Origin of the sequence: Streptomyces sp. NPDC002680 (assembly GCF_042889145.1) — a bacterium.
In the GTDB taxonomy this organism is placed as follows: domain Bacteria; phylum Actinomycetota; class Actinomycetes; order Streptomycetales; family Streptomycetaceae; genus Streptomyces; species Streptomyces adonidis.
This window is the reverse complement of record NZ_JBIAQP010000025.1, coordinates 136,714-152,126: the sequence shown is the minus strand read 5'-3', so window position 1 is coordinate 152,126 and position 15,413 is coordinate 136,714. Positions and strand designations below refer to the sequence as shown.

At 70.4% G+C, this 15,413-nt stretch carries 14 protein-coding genes; 1 reads left to right on the top strand and 13 read right to left on the bottom strand.

Annotated elements, in window-relative coordinates; genetic code table 11:
• Window positions 1–32: 32 nt before the first annotated feature.
• From carB to pyrR, 6 genes are all read right to left on the bottom strand, one after another.
• Entirely contained in the window at window positions 33–3,341 is a 3,309-nt protein-coding gene (gene carB, locus ACFYXF_RS46090) for a carbamoyl-phosphate synthase large subunit (protein ID WP_389359257.1), read from the bottom strand.
• On the bottom strand, window positions 3,334–4,491 hold the full coding sequence (carA, locus tag ACFYXF_RS46085; protein WP_389359255.1) for a glutamine-hydrolyzing carbamoyl-phosphate synthase small subunit: 1,158 nt from the start codon (window positions 4,489–4,491) through the stop codon (window positions 3,334–3,336). The genes carB and carA overlap by 8 nt, the downstream gene beginning before the upstream one ends.
• A complete protein-coding gene (locus tag ACFYXF_RS46080; protein ID WP_389359253.1) occupies window positions 4,488–5,063 on the bottom strand; it encodes a hypothetical protein in 576 nt (191 codons plus the stop codon). Before ACFYXF_RS46080 ends, carA begins: the two co-directional genes overlap by 4 nt.
• Window positions 5,060–6,346, bottom strand: a complete 1,287-nt coding sequence (locus ACFYXF_RS46075; protein WP_389359251.1) for a dihydroorotase — start codon at window positions 6,344–6,346, stop codon at window positions 5,060–5,062. Before ACFYXF_RS46075 ends, ACFYXF_RS46080 begins: the two co-directional genes overlap by 4 nt.
• Window positions 6,347–6,351: 5 nt before the next feature.
• Window positions 6,352–7,329, bottom strand: coding sequence for an aspartate carbamoyltransferase catalytic subunit (locus tag ACFYXF_RS46070; protein ID WP_105975475.1), 978 nt, complete (start codon window positions 7,327–7,329; stop codon window positions 6,352–6,354).
• 105 nt (window positions 7,330–7,434) lie between these two features.
• Window positions 7,435–8,016: a bifunctional pyr operon transcriptional regulator/uracil phosphoribosyltransferase PyrR gene (gene pyrR, locus ACFYXF_RS46065; RefSeq protein ID WP_389359249.1), complete on the bottom strand. Its 582-nt coding sequence runs from the start codon at window positions 8,014–8,016 to the stop codon at window positions 7,435–7,437.
• Window positions 8,017–8,281: 265 nt separating this feature from the next.
• Here pyrR and bldD point away from each other — a divergent pair, with 265 nt between their 5' ends.
• Window positions 8,282–8,782 (top strand): transcriptional regulator BldD, encoded by a 501-nt coding sequence (bldD, locus tag ACFYXF_RS46060; protein ID WP_019059743.1) that lies wholly within the window; start codon window positions 8,282–8,284, stop codon window positions 8,780–8,782.
• Between the two features lie 244 nt (window positions 8,783–9,026).
• On the opposite strand, the gene nusB is transcribed toward bldD, so the two are convergent.
• The 7 genes from nusB to aroC all read right to left on the bottom strand — a co-directional run bounded on the left by nusB (window position 9,027) and on the right by aroC (window position 15,380).
• Entirely contained in the window at window positions 9,027–9,467 is a 441-nt protein-coding gene (gene nusB / locus ACFYXF_RS46055; protein WP_389359246.1) for a transcription antitermination factor NusB, read from the bottom strand.
• 2 nt (window positions 9,468–9,469) lie between these two features.
• Entirely contained in the window at window positions 9,470–10,036 is a 567-nt protein-coding gene (efp, locus tag ACFYXF_RS46050; protein ID WP_053744664.1) for an elongation factor P, read from the bottom strand.
• 60 nt (window positions 10,037–10,096) lie between these two features.
• Entirely contained in the window at window positions 10,097–11,191 is a 1,095-nt protein-coding gene (locus tag ACFYXF_RS46045) for a M24 family metallopeptidase (RefSeq protein ID WP_389359244.1), read from the bottom strand.
• Window positions 11,192–11,548: 357 nt separating this feature from the next.
• Window positions 11,549–12,427 carry a Pro-rich N-terminal domain-containing protein gene (locus ACFYXF_RS46040; RefSeq protein WP_389359242.1) on the bottom strand — a complete coding sequence of 293 codons (879 nt, stop codon included), beginning with the start codon at window positions 12,425–12,427 and terminating at the stop codon, window positions 11,549–11,551.
• Window positions 12,428–12,592: 165 nt separating this feature from the next.
• Complete coding sequence (gene aroB, locus ACFYXF_RS46035) at window positions 12,593–13,687, bottom strand: 3-dehydroquinate synthase (RefSeq protein WP_369032024.1); 1,095 nt, start codon at window positions 13,685–13,687, stop codon at window positions 12,593–12,595.
• Complete coding sequence (locus tag ACFYXF_RS46030; protein WP_369032127.1) at window positions 13,684–14,166, bottom strand: shikimate kinase; 483 nt, start codon at window positions 14,164–14,166, stop codon at window positions 13,684–13,686. The genes aroB and ACFYXF_RS46030 overlap by 4 nt, the downstream gene beginning before the upstream one ends.
• 29 nt (window positions 14,167–14,195) lie before the next feature.
• Window positions 14,196–15,380, bottom strand: a complete 1,185-nt coding sequence (gene aroC / locus ACFYXF_RS46025; protein WP_389359239.1) for a chorismate synthase — start codon at window positions 15,378–15,380, stop codon at window positions 14,196–14,198.
• Window positions 15,381–15,413: the final 33 nt, after the last annotated feature.

The window sequence follows — 15,413 nt, the reverse complement described above, 5'->3', positions numbered from 1 at the left end:
GGACACCGTTTCCGGTGTCCCCCTCAGGGCTGCTAGTCGCGGGCCGCGGTCAGATGTTCGGCGTGTTCCTGGAGTGAACGCACGCCCACGTCACCCCGGTTGAGGGCGTCGATGCCCTGGACGGCCGCGGCGAGCGCCTGGACGGTCGTCAGACACGGCACCGAGCGCGCCACGGCCGCCGTACGGATCTCGTAGCCGTCGAGGCGGCCTCCGGTGCCGTACGGGGTGTTGACGATGAGGTCGACCTCGCCGTCGTGGATGAGCTGGACGATGGTCTTCTCGCCGTTCGGGCCCGTGCCCTCGTTCTGCTTGCGGACGACCTTCGCGTTGAGGCCGTTGCGCCGGAGGACCTCGGCCGTGCCGGAGGTGGCGAGCAGCTCGAAGCCGTGGGCGACCAGTTCACGCGCCGGGAAGATCATCGAACGCTTGTCCCGGTTGGCGACCGAGATGAAGGCCCGCCCCTTGGTCGGCAGCGGGCCGTACGCCCCCGCCTGCGACTTGGCGTACGCCGTGCCGAAGACGGAGTCGATGCCCATGACCTCGCCGGTGGACCGCATCTCGGGGCCGAGCACGGTGTCGACGCCCCGCCCGGAGGTGTCCCGGAAGCGGTTCCAGGGCATGACGGCCTCCTTGACGGAGATCGGCGCGTCCAGCGGCAGTTCGCCGCCGTCACCGGTCGCCGGGAGCAGTCCCTCGGCCCGCAGTTCGGCGACGGTCGCGCCGAGCGAGATCCGGGCGGCGGCCTTCGCCAGCGGTACCGCGGTCGCCTTCGAGGTGAAGGGGACCGTACGGGACGCGCGCGGGTTGGCCTCCAGGACGTAGAGGATGTCGCCGGCCAGCGCGAACTGGATGTTGATCAGCCCCCGGACGCCGACCCCGCGCGCGATGGCCTCGGTCGAGGTCCGCAGCCGCTTGATGTCGAAGCCGCCGAGCGTGATCGGGGGCAGGGCGCACGCCGAGTCGCCGGAGTGGATGCCGGCCTCCTCGATGTGCTCCATGACGCCGCCGAGGTACAGCTCCTCGCCGTCGTACAGGGCGTCGACGTCGATCTCGATCGCGTCGTCGAGGAAGCGGTCGACCAGGACCGGCCGGGAGGGGCTGATCTCGGTCGACTCGGCGATGTAGGACGACAGCCGGGTCTCGTCGTACACGATCTCCATGCCGCGCCCGCCGAGGACGTACGACGGGCGTACGAGGACCGGGTAGCCGATCTCGTCCGCGATGGCCTTGGCCTCGGCGAAGGTGGTCGCCGTGCCGTGCTTGGGGGCCGGGAGGCCCGCCTCCGCGAGGACGCGGCCGAAGGCACCCCGGTCCTCGGCGGCGTGGATGGCCTCGGGCGGGGTGCCCACGACCGGTACGCCGTTGTCCTTGAGGGCCTGCGCCAGGCCCAGTGGGGTCTGGCCGCCGAGCTGCACGATCACGCCCGCGATCGGCCCCGCCAGGGACTCCGCGTGGACGATCTCCAGCACGTCTTCCAGCGTCAGCGGCTCGAAGTACAGGCGGTCGGAGGTGTCGTAGTCCGTGGAGACGGTCTCGGGGTTGCAGTTGACCATCACGGTCTCGTAGCCCGCGTCGCTCAGCGCGAAGGAGGCGTGGACACAGGAGTAGTCGAACTCGATGCCCTGGCCGATGCGGTTGGGGCCGGAGCCGAGGATGATCACGGCCGGCTTCTCGCGGCTCGCGACCTCGGTCTCCTCGTCGTACGAGGAGTAGAAGTACGGCGTCTTGGCCGCGAACTCGGCAGCGCACGTGTCGACCGTCTTGTACACCGGGCGTACGCCCAGCGCGTGCCGTACCTCGCGCACGACGTCCTCGCGCAGCCCCCGGATCTCGCCGATCTGCTGGTCGGAGAAGCCGTGTCGCTTGGCCTCGGCCAGGAGTTCGGGGTTCAGCCGCTCCGCCTCGGCCAGCTCGTCCGCGATCTCCTTGATCAGGAACAGCTGGTCGACGAACCACGGGTCGATCTTCGTGGCGTCGAAGACCTCCTCGGGCGTGGCGCCCGCGCGGATGGCCTGCATGACGGTGTTGATGCGCCCGTCGGTCGGCCGGACGGCCTCGGCCAGCAGCTCGGCCTTGTCGCCGATCTCGCCGACGAACGTGAACTGGCTGCCCTTCTTCTCCAGGGACCGCAGCGCCTTCTGGAGGGCCTCGGTGAAGTTGCGGCCGATGGCCATGGCCTCGCCGACCGACTTCATGGTGGTCGTCAGCGTGGAGTCGGCGGACGGGAACTTCTCGAAGGCGAACCGCGGGGCCTTGACCACGACGTAGTCGAGCGTCGGTTCGAAGGACGCCGGGGTCTTCTCCGTGATGTCGTTCGGGATCTCGTCGAGCGTGTAGCCGACGGCCAGCTTCGCGGCGATCTTGGCGATCGGGAAGCCGGTCGCCTTGGAGGCGAGGGCCGAGGAGCGCGACACGCGCGGGTTCATCTCGATGACGATGATGCGGCCGTCGTCCGGGTTCACCGCGAACTGGATGTTGCAGCCGCCGGTGTCGACCCCGACCTCGCGGATGATCGCGATGCCGATGTCACGGAGGCGCTGGTACTCGCGGTCGGTCAGCGTCATCGAGGGCGCGACGGTGATCGAGTCGCCGGTGTGCACGCCCATGGGGTCGAAGTTCTCGATGGAGCAGACGACGACCACGTTGTCGTTCTTGTCGCGCATCAGCTCCAGCTCGTACTCCTTCCAGCCGAGGATGGACTCCTCCAGGAGCACCTCGGTGGTGGGAGACAGGGTCAGTCCCTGGCCGGCGATGCGGCGCAGCTCCTCCTCGTCGTGCGCGAAGCCGGAGCCGGCGCCGCCCATGGTGAAGGAGGGCCGGACGACGACGGGGTAGCCGCCGAGCGTGTCGACGCCCGCGATGACGTCGTCCATGGAGTGGCAGATGACGGAGCGGGCCGACTCGCCGTGCCCGATCTTCGCGCGGACGGCCTCGACGACGCCCTTGAAGAGGTCGCGGTCCTCGCCCTTGTTGATCGCCTCGACGTTGGCGCCGATCAGCTCGACGCCGTACTTCTCCAGCACACCCTGCTCGTGCATGGAGATCGCGGTGTTCAGGGCCGTCTGACCGCCAAGGGTGGGCAGGAGGGCGTCCGGGCGCTCCTTGGCGATGATCTTCTCGACGAACTCGGGGGTGATCGGCTCGACGTAGGTGGCGTCGGCGATCTCCGGGTCGGTCATGATCGTCGCCGGGTTGGAGTTGACCAGGATGACCCTGAGGCCCTCGGCGCGCAGGATGCGGCAGGCCTGGGTCCCGGAGTAGTCGAACTCGGCGGCCTGGCCGATGACGATCGGGCCGGAGCCGATGACCAGGACGGACTGGATATCGGTGCGCTTAGGCACGCTGGCCCTCCATCGGAACTGTGTCCATCAAGGACGTGAAGCGGTCGAACAGGTAGGCGGCGTCATGCGGACCCGCTGCCGCTTCGGGGTGGTACTGGACACTGAACGCGGGCCGGTCGAGCAGCTGGAGCCCTTCCACGACCTGGTCGTTCAAACAGACGTGCGAGACCTCGGCACGCCCGTAAGGGGTCTCGGAGACCTTGTCGAGCGGCGCGTCGACGGCGAAGCCGTGGTTGTGCGCGGTGACCTCGACCTTGCCGGTCGTACGGTCCTGCACGGGTTGGTTGATGCCCCGGTGCCCGTACTTCAGCTTGTACGTGCCGAAGCCGAGCGCCCGCCCGAGGATCTGGTTGCCGAAGCAGATGCCGAAGAGCGGCGTACCGCGCTCAAGGACGGCCTGCATGACGGCGACCGGGTGATCGGCGGTGGCCGGGTCACCGGGCCCGTTGGAGAAGAACACCCCGTCGGGATTGACGGCGTACACGTCCTCCACGGTCGCCGTGGCGGGCAGTACGTGCACCTCGATGCCGCGCTCGGCCATCCGGTGCGGAGTCATGCCCTTGATGCCGAGGTCGACGGCGGCGACGGTGTACTTCTTGGTGCCGATCGCGGGGACGACGTACGCCTCCTTGGTGGCGACCTCGGCCGAGAGGTCGGCGCCCGTCATCTCGGGGGCCTGGCGCACCTCGGCGAGCATCGTGCCGTCGTCGGGCAGGGCGTTGCCGGAGAAGATGCCGACGCGCATGGCGCCGCGCTCCCGCAGATGACGCGTCAACGCGCGCGTGTCGATGCCGGAGATGCCGACCACGCCCTGCTTGCGCAGCTCGTCGTCGAGGGAGCGCCGGGAGCGCCAGTTGGAGGGCACGCGCGCGGGGTCCCGTACGACATAGCCGGCAACCCAGATGCGGCCCGACTCGGGGTCCTCGTCGTTGACGCCGGTGTTGCCGATGTGCGGGGCGGTCATGACGACCACCTGGCGGTGGTACGACGGGTCGGTGAGGGTCTCCTGGTAGCCGGTCATGCCGGTCGAGAAGACGGCCTCTCCGAAGGTCACCCCCACGGCCCCGTAGGCACGGCCGCGGAAGATCCGGCCGTCCTCCAGGACGAGTACGGCGGGAGCCTTGCTGGCTCCCCTGGTGGAGGTCGTCATCGTGCGCCTTCCGTTTCCGTCTTGTTGATCATCTGGTTCAGCGTGCGGACCCACTCGTTGTGCTCGGCCGCGGTGTCGGAGCGGAACCCGGAGTCGATCAGCCGTTCGCCGTGCGCCCAGGTGACGACCAGCAGGCCGCCCTCGGTGAGGACCTTGCCGGCGATGCCCTTGTCGAGCCGGGCCTCGCGCAGGGCCGCCAGGGGGACGAAGAAGTCGGCCGCCCCGGGGCGTACGACGTCCAGTCCCGCGTCCGTCAGGGTCAGCTCGACCCGGCTGCGGGTGCCGAGGCCGTGCGCCACGATGCGGTCCAGCCACTGCCCCGCGGTGGTGGAGCCGTGGTAGCGCCCGCTCATCGTCAGTCTCGCCTCGCCGGGCTCGTCCGGCGCGTCAGGCAGCTCGGGCAGGTCGCCCTGGAGCGTGCCGCGCCACTTCCAGCCCTCGCGCATCAGCCAGTAGATGAGCGCGACGAAGAGCGCGAGCCCGACCAGCCAGCCCACGCGGGCGGCCCAGTCGGTCACCTCGGCCGACTTCTGTTCGGCGGCGATGTACGTCAAATCCGGCAGTGATGTCACGCGAGCTTCCCGTCGACGAGCGTGGCCTTGCCCCGGAGCCACGTGTGCGTGACACGGCCCGGCAGCTCACGGCCCTCGTACGGGGTGTTGCGGCTGCGGGAGGCGAAGCCCGCGGGGTCCACGGACCCACGGTATGCCGTGTCGACGAGCGTGAGGTTGGCGGGCTCACCTGCCGAGACGGGGCGGCCGTGGCCCGTCGCCCGCCCGATGCGCGCGGGGGCGAAGGACATACGGTCGGCGACGGTCGCCCAGTCCAGCAGTCCGGTGTCCACCATCGTCTCCTGGACCACTGACAACGCCGTCTCCAGGCCGACCATGCCCATGGCGGCGGCGGCCCACTCGCAGTCCTTGTCCTCGTGCGGGTGCGGGGCGTGGTCCGTGGCGACGATGTCGATCGTGCCGTCGGCGAGCGCCTCGCGCAGGGCCAGCACATCGCGCTCGGTGCGCAGCGGCGGGTTGACCTTGTAGACCGGGTTGTACGTCCGGACCAGCTCGTCGGTGAGGAGGAGGTGGTGCGGGGTCACCTCGGCGGTGACGTCGATGCCCCGGGACTTGGCCCAGCGGACGATCTCGACGGACCCGGCGGTCGAGAGGTGGCAGATGTGGACGCGGGAGCCGACGTGCTCGGCGAGCAGGACATCCCGGGCGATGATCGATTCTTCGGCCACCGCGGGCCATCCGCCCAGCCCCAGCTCGGCCGAGACGACACCCTCGTTCATCTGGGCGCCCTCGGTCAGCCGGGGCTCCTGCGCGTGCTGGGCGACGACTCCGCCGAAGGCCTTCACGTACTCCAGGGCGCGCCGCATGATCACGGCGTCGTCGACGCACTTGCCGTCGTCGGAGAAGACGGTGACCCCGGCCGCCGACTCGTGCATGGCGCCGAGTTCGGCGAGCTTCTTGCCCTCCAGGCCGACGGTGACGGCCCCGATGGGCTGGACGTCGCAGTAGCCGTGCTCCTGACCGAGCCGGTAGACCTGCTCGACCACACCGGCGGTGTCGGCGACCGGGAAGGTGTTGGCCATGGCGAACACGGCCGTGAACCCACCGCTCGCCGCCGCCCGGGTCCCGGTCAGCACGGTCTCGGAGTCCTCGCGCCCCGGCTCGCGCAGATGCGTGTGGAGATCGACGAGCCCCGGCAGCAGCACCTTGCCGTCGGCCTCGACGACCTCGGCGCCCTCGTCGGAGAGCCCTTGGCCCACCGCCTGGACGAGCGAACCGTCGATCAGGACGTCCTGCGGCTCGCCGCCGAGCACCCGCGCACCACGAATAAGGATCTTGCCCATGTGTCTTACTTCTCCTCGGTACGGGTGTGGGTGACGGCGGGTTCGTTGCCGCCGAGCAGCAGATAGAGCACGGCCATCCGGATCGAGACGCCATTGGTGACCTGCTCGATCGCCGTGCAGCGCTCCGAGTCGGCGACCTCGGCGGTGATCTCCATACCGCGGACCATCGGCCCGGGGTGCATCACGATGGCGTGCTCCGGCATCCGCGCCATGCGGTCGCCGTCGAGGCCGTAGCGCCGCGAGTACTCGCGCTCGGTCGGGAAGAACGCGGCGTTCATCCGCTCGCGCTGTACGCGCAGCAGCATCACCGCGTCGGACTTCGGAAGGGTGCTGTCCAGGTCGTACGAGACCTCGCAGGGCCAGGCCTCGACGCCGACCGGCACCAGGGTCGGCGGGGCGACGAGGGTGACCTCGGCGCCGAGGGTGTGCAGCAGGTCGACGTTGGAGCGGGCGACCCGGCTGTGCAGGATGTCGCCGACCAGGGTGATGCGCTTGCCGGCGAGGTCCTGGCCGATGCCCGCGTCCCGGCCGACGAGCCGGCGCCGCATGGTGAAGGCGTCGAGCAGGGCCTGCGTGGGGTGCTGGTGGGTGCCGTCACCGGCGTTGATGACGGCCGCGTCGATCCAGCCGGAGGTGGCGAGCCGGTACGGGGCCCCGGAGGCGCCGTGCCGGATGACGACCGCGTCGACGCCCATGGCTTCGAGGGTCTGGGCGGTGTCCTTCAGGGACTCGCCCTTGGAGACGCTCGACCCCTTGGCGGTGAAGTTGATCACGTCGGCGGAGAGGCGCTTCTCGGCGGCCTCGAAGGAGATCCGGGTCCGCGTCGAGTCCTCGAAGAAGAGGTTGACGACGGTACGGCCGCGCAGGGTCGGCAGTTTCTTGATCGGCCGGTCGGCGACCCGGGCCATCTCCTCGGCGGTGTCGAGGATCAGGACGGCGTCGTCGCGGGTGAGGTCGGCGGCCGAGATGAGATGACGCTGCATCTTTCAGGCTCCGTAAGGAAGTTCATCCGTAAGGAAGTTCGGGAGATTCCGGGCAGGCAGGGGCATCGCGAAGGGGCGTACGGCGCGGGGCCGCACGCGCGCGTGCTACTGCTGGGCGGTCCGCTTCACACCGAGCAGGACGGTGTCCCGACCGTCCTCCTCGGCGAGCTGGACCTTGACCGTCTCCCGCAACGACGTGGGGAGGTTCTTGCCGACGTAGTCGGCGCGGATGGGCAGTTCGCGGTGGCCCCGGTCGACGAGGACCGCGAGCTGCACCGCGCGCGGGCGCCCGATGTCGTTCAGGGCGTCGAGGGCGGCGCGGATGGTGCGGCCGGAGAAGAGCACGTCGTCGACGAGGACGACCAGTCTGCCGTCGAGGCCGTCGCCGGGGATGTCGGTGCGGGCCAACGCGCGCGGCGGGTGCATGCGCAGGTCGTCGCGGTACATGGTGATGTCGAGGGAGCCGACCGGGATCTTGCGGTCGGTGATCTCCGCGAGCTTGGCGGCGAGCCGCTGGGCGAGGAAGACGCCCCGGGTCGGGATGCCGAGGAGCACCACGTCGTCGGCGCCCTTGGCGCGTTCGACGATCTCGTGGGCGATGCGGGTCAGCACCCGCGCGATGTCGGGGGCTTCCAGAACGGGCCGTGCGTCGGCCTCGTACTGCTGCTTGTCCTGCTCAGAGTCCATAGGAAACGGACCTCCTTCTCCGCCTCACAGGACGGATCATTAAAGGACGTCGGAATTGCGCCAACCACGGTACCAGTCCGCGGAACATCCCAGTTCACCCCACTGGTGCCACACGTCACCCGTCTGCCGTAACCGCATGTCGCCCACCGAGGAAGAGCCGGGCAAGACCGTTCGGCTTGACGGGGAAGAGTAACGCTGCGTAACCTCACAGTGAGTCACCAGCCGCGCGGCTCGTCCGCACGTCGACACTGTGTCCGGGAGCTATATGTCCAGCGAATACGCCAAACAGCTCGGGGCCAAGCTCCGGGCGATCCGCACCCAGCAGGGCCTTTCCCTCCACGGTGTCGAGGAGAAGTCCCAGGGACGCTGGAAGGCGGTCGTGGTCGGTTCGTACGAGCGCGGCGATCGTGCCGTGACCGTACAGCGCCTCGCCGAGCTGGCGGATTTCTACGGGGTTCCGGTGCAGGAGCTGCTGCCGGGCACCACGCCGGGCGGGGCCGCCGAGCCGCCGCCGAAGCTCGTCCTCGACCTTGAGCGGCTGGCCCATGTGCCGGCCGAGAAGGCGGGCCCCCTTCAGCGCTACGCCGCGACGATCCAGTCGCAGCGCGGCGACTACAACGGCAAGGTGCTGTCGATCCGCCAGGACGACCTGCGCACCCTCGCCGTCATCTACGACCAGTCGCCCTCGGTCCTGACCGAGCAGCTGATCAGCTGGGGCGTCCTGGACGCGGACGCGCGCCGCGCCGTCTCCCACGAGGAGAACTGAGCCCGACGGCTTTCGGCCGTTGAGCAGAAACGTGCCGCCGGGGTGGCCGGAACCTATGGGTTCGGGCCACCCCGACGGCGTTCTACGGACTTCGGGGACCGCACGGGCACCGGGATGCCACGGGCCTTCCCGGCGCCCCTCCTGATCGCACGAAGCCGCACGAGCGACGCACGAACGCCGGTGGGCCCCAGCAGTGTGTCGCTGGGGCCCACCGGCGTTCGTACGTGTGCGTGTGCCGTGCGGCTCAGGCCTCGTCGCCGTCACGGCGCAGCGAGGACTTCAGGTCCTTGAACCGGCCGAGGAGGCCGTTGACGAACGAGGGCGACTCGTCCGTCGAGAACTCCTTCGCCAGCTGCACCATCTCGTCGAGGACGACGGCGTCCGGGGTCTCGTCGACCCAGATCAGCTCGTAGGCACCGAGGCGCAGGATGTTGCGGTCGACGACCGGCATCCTGTCGAGCGTCCAGCCGACCGAGTACTGCGAGATCAGCTCGTCGATGCGCTTCGCATGCTGCGCGTAGCCCTCGACGAGCTCCATCGTGTACTCGCTGACCGGGGGCTGGCGGGTGTCGGCCCGGGAGAGCCGGATCCAGTCCCCGAGGACCGTCTGGACATCGGCCCCGCGCTGGTCGCCTTCGAAGAGGATCTGGAAGGCACGCTTGCGGGCCGTGTTGCGGGCAGCCACGGTTAGCTGTTCACCCGGCCGAGGTAGTCGCTCGTACGGGTGTCGACCTTGATCTTCTCACCGGTGGTGATGAAGAGCGGGACCTGGATCTGGTGGCCGGTCTCCAGCGTGGCGGGCTTGGTGCCGCCGGTGGAGCGGTCGCCCTGGACACCGGGCTCGGTCTCCTGGACGACCAGCTCGACGGCGGCCGGCAGCTCGACGAAGAGCACCTCGCCCTCGTGCTGGGCGACCGTGGCGGTGAAGCCCTCGATCAGGAAGTTGGCGGCGTCGGCGACGGCCTTGCGGTCCACCATGAGCTGGTCGTACGTCTCCATGTCCATGAAGACGAAGTACTCGCCGTCCATGTACGAGAACTGCATGTCGCGCTTGTCGACAGTGGCCGTCTCGACCTTGACACCGGCGTTGAACGTCTTGTCGACGACCTTGCCGGAGAGCACGTTCTTCAGCTTGGTGCGCACGAAGGCCGGGCCCTTGCCGGGCTTGACGTGCTGGAACTCGACGACGGACCAGAGCTGGCCCCCGTCGAGCTTGAGCACCAGGCCGTTCTTGAGGTCGTTCGTGGAAGCCACGGTTGCGGAATCTCCTGGACTGACGTGGACGACCCCGGGGCAGACGCGACAGCTTCAAGGCTAGAGCGCGAGCAGTTCCTTGGTCGTGATGGTAAGTAGCTCGGGTCCGCCGTCCGCCTCGGGGCGTACGACGAGCGTGTCATCGATCCGGACACCGCCCCGGCCCGGGAGGTGGACCCCCGGTTCGACGGTGACCGGCACACAAGCGTCCAGTTTACCCATGGCTGCGGGGGCGAGCTGCGGGTCCTCGTCGATTTCGAGTCCGACACCGTGTCCGGTGAGGTCCGGAAGGCGGTCCGCGTACCCCGCGGAGTCCACTACCTGACGTGCCGCACGGTCCACGTCGCGGTAGGCGGCGCCGGGTGCCAGGGCCTCGCGTCCGGCCCGCTGGGCTGCGAAGACGAGGTCGTACAGCTCGATCTGCCAGTCGGCGGGCGAGGTGCCGATGACAAAAGTACGGCCGATCTCGCAGCGGTAGCCGCGATAGACGGCGCCGAGACAAACAGAGAGAAAGTCGCCTTCCTCCACGCGCCGATCGGTGGGCCGATGCCCCCTGCGGCCGGAATTCGGCCCGGTGGCGACGGCGGTGGCGAAGGCGGGCCCGTCGGCGCCGTGATCGACGAGGCGCCGCTCCAGTTCGAGGGCGAGATGCCGCTCGGTACGCCCGACGAGGATGGACTCGAGGAGTTCACCGAGCGCCTGGTCGGCGATCTCGGCGCCGATCCGGAGACAGGCGATCTCCTCCTCGTCCTTCACCACCCGGAGCTGCTCGACGGCGCCACCGAGGTCGGCCAGCCGCAGCCTGGGCGCGACGGACCCGATGGCCCGATAGCGGGCCACGGTCAGGTGATGCTCCTCGACGGCGAGGGACTCGGTCCCCTGGGCGGCGGCGAGATCGGCGGCGGCGACGGCCGGGTCACCGCCGGGCACGGACAGCGCGTGCACGCGCAGGGCGTCGTCGGGACGACCGCCCTCGACGGCTCCCGCGCACACGAGCAGATCTTCACGCTTTCCCAGCAGCAGTACGGCTCCCTGCGGGGCCGTGCCCGCGAGATACCGCACATTGGCGGCCCGGGAGACCAGCGCTCCCTCACTACCACCCGCGTGACACCGCTCCCGAAGCCGCGCTCGCCGCGCCGCGTACGCCTCTGACATGCCCCGAGCGTAAGAGCGCGGACGGCCAGCCGCCGGTCGGAGGGGGCCGAGTGAGCGGCACACGGACGCAACCGCAGACTTCTTCGCCCCCGCCGCCCTTACCCGTTCCCATCCCTCGGGGGCTGCCGCCCCCGAACCCCCGCTGTCGGCCCTGAACGGGCCTTGTCCTCAAACGCCGGACGGGCTGACCATCCAGCCCGTCCGGCGTTTGAGGACAAAGGGGGGTCTGGGGGCGCAGCCCCCAGGGATGGGAACGGGTAGGGGCGGCGGGGGCGATCACTCGTTCGGGCCAGCCGGAACCGGCCGTCGCCGCTCGGTGACCGGTGGGCGCGCGCCCTCAGACCGGCGTACCCTGCGCTACCACTTGGGCGGGCTCGCCAACAGCCGGGCGAGGACGTCGTCCAGGACACGGGCCGTCGCCGGTACGTCCAGCTGCGAGTTGTCGATGATCGGGAGGCCCGAGCCGTACCAGCCCGCCATCCGGCCGTGGATGCGGGCGACCTCCTCGTCCGTGAGGCGCCGGTTGCCGGAGCGTTCGGCATTGCGCTCCAGGACGATCTCCAGGCCGGGCAGGAGCACCACCGGGAGCAGACCGGGCCCCACGTGCCGCTTCCAGCCGCCCAGGCCGACCACCGGACGGTCCGGGAACACCGCGTCGTCGAGGATGCACGAGATGCCGTTGGCAAGGAAGTTGCGGGCGGCGAAGCCGCAGGTGCGGCGGGCGAGACGATACTGCGCCTCGGAGTGGTCGTTCCACCCCGACTGCGGATCGGCGAAGCCCGAGCGCACCCACTCGCGGACGTCGTCGAGGCTGATGTGCGCGGTCGGCACCCGCCGATGGTCCGCCCAGTACTTCGCGACGCTGGTCTTACCTGCGCCCGCGGGCCCGATCAGCAGCACGGCGAGCGGCGCGGAGGCCGGATCGACGGGGCCCGTGAGGGGCGGCGGGCCCGGCGTCGGGACGAAGTCGCCCTGCGGCAACGGCATATGGCCGGTGGTGTCCGGCGTGGGCGGCACCGGCGCGTGCTGCGGGACGGGCGGATGCGGCGCCTGCGGATACGGTCCCGAGGGGGCTCCGGGGTAGACGGGGGCCGGGGGGTGGCTCGGGGGTGCGGAACCCGGGTGCGCGCCCGGGGGCTGTTGCCCCGCGTGCGGCGCGGCCGACGACCAGTCGGCGTCCGGTCCTTGCCCCGGCTGGTGGGGCGGCGGCAGCGGAGACCCCACTGCGTGCTGCATCCGGTGCCACTCCGTCTCGTACAGGCAATTGGCGCTGGCCTGCGGGGCACGGACCCCGCACGCTACCGAACGGTACCGTCCCGGGCCGCCGTTTGGTGAACGGCCCGGGGCGGCCCGAAGTGCCCGTCGCCACAGGCAAATCGGGCCAAGCGCCCGAGCGGGGAGCTACTCCCCCACTTCGCCGTAGGCGGCGAGGAGGACGGCCGGGTCCGGTCCCTCCAGGACGGTCGGCTTGGCCAGTCCGTCCAGGACGATGAACCGCAGCAGGTCGCCCCGGGACTTCTTGTCGACCTTCATCGTCTCCAGCAGCTTGGGCCACTGGTCGTAGCGGTAGTGGAGCGGCAGGCCGACCGACTCCAGGACCGTGCGGTGGCGGTCCGCCGTCGCGTCGTCCAAACGGCCCGCGAGACGGCCCAGTTCAGCCGCGAAGTGCATACCGACGGAGACGGCCGCGCCGTGCCGCCACTGGTAGCGCTCGTTCTTCTCGATGGCGTGCGCGAGCGTGTGGCCGTAGTTGAGGATCTCGCGCAGGCCCGACTCCTTGAGGTCCGAGGAGACGACCTCCGCCTTCACCTTGATCGAGCGCTCGATCAGCTCGGCGGTGTGCGGACCGGCCGGGGTGCGGGCGGCCTGCGGGTCGGACTCGATCAGCTCCAGGATCACCGGGTCGGCGATGAAGCCGGCCTTGATGATCTCCGCGAGCCCGGACACGTAGTCGTTGACCGGAAGCGAGTCCAGCGCCGCGAGGTCGCAGAGCACACCGGCGGGCGGGTGGAAGGAGCCGACGAGGTTCTTGCCCTCGGCGGTGTTGATGCCGGTCTTGCCGCCGACGGCCGCGTCCACCATCGCCAGGACCGTCGTCGGGATGGCGATCCAGCGCACCCCGCGCAGCCATGTCGCGGCCACGAACCCGGCCAGGTCGGTGGTCGCCCCGCCGCCGACACCGACGATGACGTCGGTACGCGTGAAGCCGGACTGGCCGAGCGCCTTCCAGCAGTAGGCGGCCACCTCGACGGTCTTGGCCTCCTCCGCGTTCGGCACCTGGATGGCGACCGTCTCGAAGCCCTGGCCCGCCAGGTCGGCGCGCAGCGCCTCACCCGTCTCGGCGAGCGCCTCGGGGTGGATCACCGCGACCCGCTTCACCCGGGGCCCGATCAGCCCGCCCAGCTCCTCCAGGAGCTGCCGCCCGATCAGGACCTCGTACGGATCGCTGCCCGCCGTGCCGCCGACCTGGATCCGCGTCACTGCCTCGCTGCTCATGCTTCCTTCAACTCCAGTGCGTCCAGGACGGCTTGGGTGACCTCTTCGGGCGTACGGCCATCGGTGGGTACGACGGCCAGGGCGACCTCCGTGTACAGATGGCGGCGGGCCTCCATCAGCTCCCGCCACTGCCGGCGCGGATTGACCGCCAGCAGGGGACGGGCCGCGTTCAGGCCGGTGCGCTGGACCGCTTCCTCGACGTCCATCGAGAGGTAGACGACGCGGTGCCCGGCCAGCAGCTCGCGGGTGTCCTCGTCGAGGATCGAGCCGCCGCCGAGGGCGAGAACGCCGTCGTGCTCGGCCAGCGCCCGCTGGACCGCCTGCTTCTCGACGGCCCGGAAGACCGGCTCGCCCTCGTCGACGAAGATGTCGGCGATCGTGCGGCCCTGCTCGGCGACGATGTCGTCGTCGGTGTCCCGGTACGCGCAACCGAGCCGCTCGGCCAGCAGCCGTCCGACCGTGGACTTGCCGACGCCCATCGGCCCGACCAGCACAATCTGCACAGCGCTCACCGAACGATCAGGTGTTCGAGGTACGACTCCACGTTGCGACGCGTCTCGGGCACGCTGTCGCCGCCGAACTTCTCCACGACCGCGTCGGCGAGCACCAGGGCCACCATCGCCTCGGCGACGATGCCGGCCGCCGGGACCGCACACACGTCGGAGCGCTGGTGATGCGCCTGCGTCGCCTCGCCGGTCACGACATCGACGGTCTGCAGGGCGCGCGGCACGGTCGCGATGGGCTTCATCGCCGCCCGTACGCGCAGCAGTTCGCCCGTGGACAGACCGCCCTCGGTGCCACCGGAACGACCCGTGGCACGCCGGATGCCGTTGTCAGTGGCGATGATCTCGTCGTGCGCCTTCGAGCCGGGCACGCGCGCGAGGTCGAAGCCGTCACCGACCTCGACGCCCTTGATGGCCTGGATGCCCATCAGGGCGGCGGCGAGGCGGGCGTCGAGGCGCCGGTCCCAGTGCACGTGCGAGCCGAGGCCGACGGGAACTCCGTACGCCAGCACCTCGACCACACCACCCAGGGTGTCGCCGTCCTTGTGGGCCTGGTCGATCTCCGCGACCATCGCCTTCGACGCGTCCGCGTCCAGGCAGCGCACCGGGTCCGCGTCCAGCTTCTCGACGTCGGAGGGCTTGGGGTAGACGCCGTACGGGGCCTTCGCGGCCGCCAGTTCGACGACGTGCGAGACGATCTCGATCCCGGCCGCAGCCTTCAGGAACGACCGGGCCACCGCGCCCAGCGCCACCCGGGCCGCCGTCTCACGCGCGGAGGCGCGCTCCAGGATCGGACGGGCCTCGTCGAAGCCGTACTTCTGCATGCCCGCGAGGTCGGCGTGGCCGGGCCGGGGGCGGGTCAGCGGGGCGTTGCGGGCGAGGCCGGCCAGGATCTCCGGATCCACCGGGTCGGCCGCCATCACCTGCTCCCACTTCGGCCACTCGGTGTTGCCGACCATCACCGCGACCGGCGAGCCGAGCGACAGCCCGTGCCGCACACCGCCGAGGAAGGTGATCTCGTCCTGCTCGAACTTCATCCGGGCACCGCGCCCATAGCCGAGCCGCCGCCGCGCCAGGTGGTCCGCCACCAACTCGGTGGTAATGGGCACGCCGGCCGGCAGGCCCTCCAGCGTCGCGACGAGTGCGGGACCGTGGGACTCCCCCGCGGTCAACCAGCGCAACCTGCTCAACGGTGCTCCTCATACTCGCGCCCTGGTACTGCC

Bases quoted from the DNA above. Each gene is read 5' to 3' on its own strand.
- bldD (WP_019059743.1), top strand. From the start codon at position 8,282: ATGTCCAGCGAATACGCCAAACAGCTCGGGGCCAAGCTCCGGGCGATC.
- ACFYXF_RS46040 (WP_389359242.1), bottom strand. From the start codon at position 12,427: ATGCAGCACGCAGTGGGGTCTCCGCTGCCGCCGCCCCACCAGCCGGGG.
- aroB (WP_369032024.1), bottom strand. From the start codon at position 13,687: ATGAGCAGCGAGGCAGTGACGCGGATCCAGGTCGGCGGCACGGCGGGC.
- pyrR (WP_389359249.1), bottom strand. From the start codon at position 8,016: ATGGACTCTGAGCAGGACAAGCAGCAGTACGAGGCCGACGCACGGCCC.
- ACFYXF_RS46075 (WP_389359251.1), bottom strand. From the start codon at position 6,346: ATGGGCAAGATCCTTATTCGTGGTGCGCGGGTGCTCGGCGGCGAGCCG.
- carA (WP_389359255.1), bottom strand. From the start codon at position 4,491: ATGACGACCTCCACCAGGGGAGCCAGCAAGGCTCCCGCCGTACTCGTC.
- ACFYXF_RS46070 (WP_105975475.1), bottom strand. From the start codon at position 7,329: ATGCAGCGTCATCTCATCTCGGCCGCCGACCTCACCCGCGACGACGCC.
- ACFYXF_RS46045 (WP_389359244.1), bottom strand. From the start codon at position 11,191: ATGTCAGAGGCGTACGCGGCGCGGCGAGCGCGGCTTCGGGAGCGGTGT.
- ACFYXF_RS46030 (WP_369032127.1), bottom strand. From the start codon at position 14,166: ATGGGCGTCGGCAAGTCCACGGTCGGACGGCTGCTGGCCGAGCGGCTC.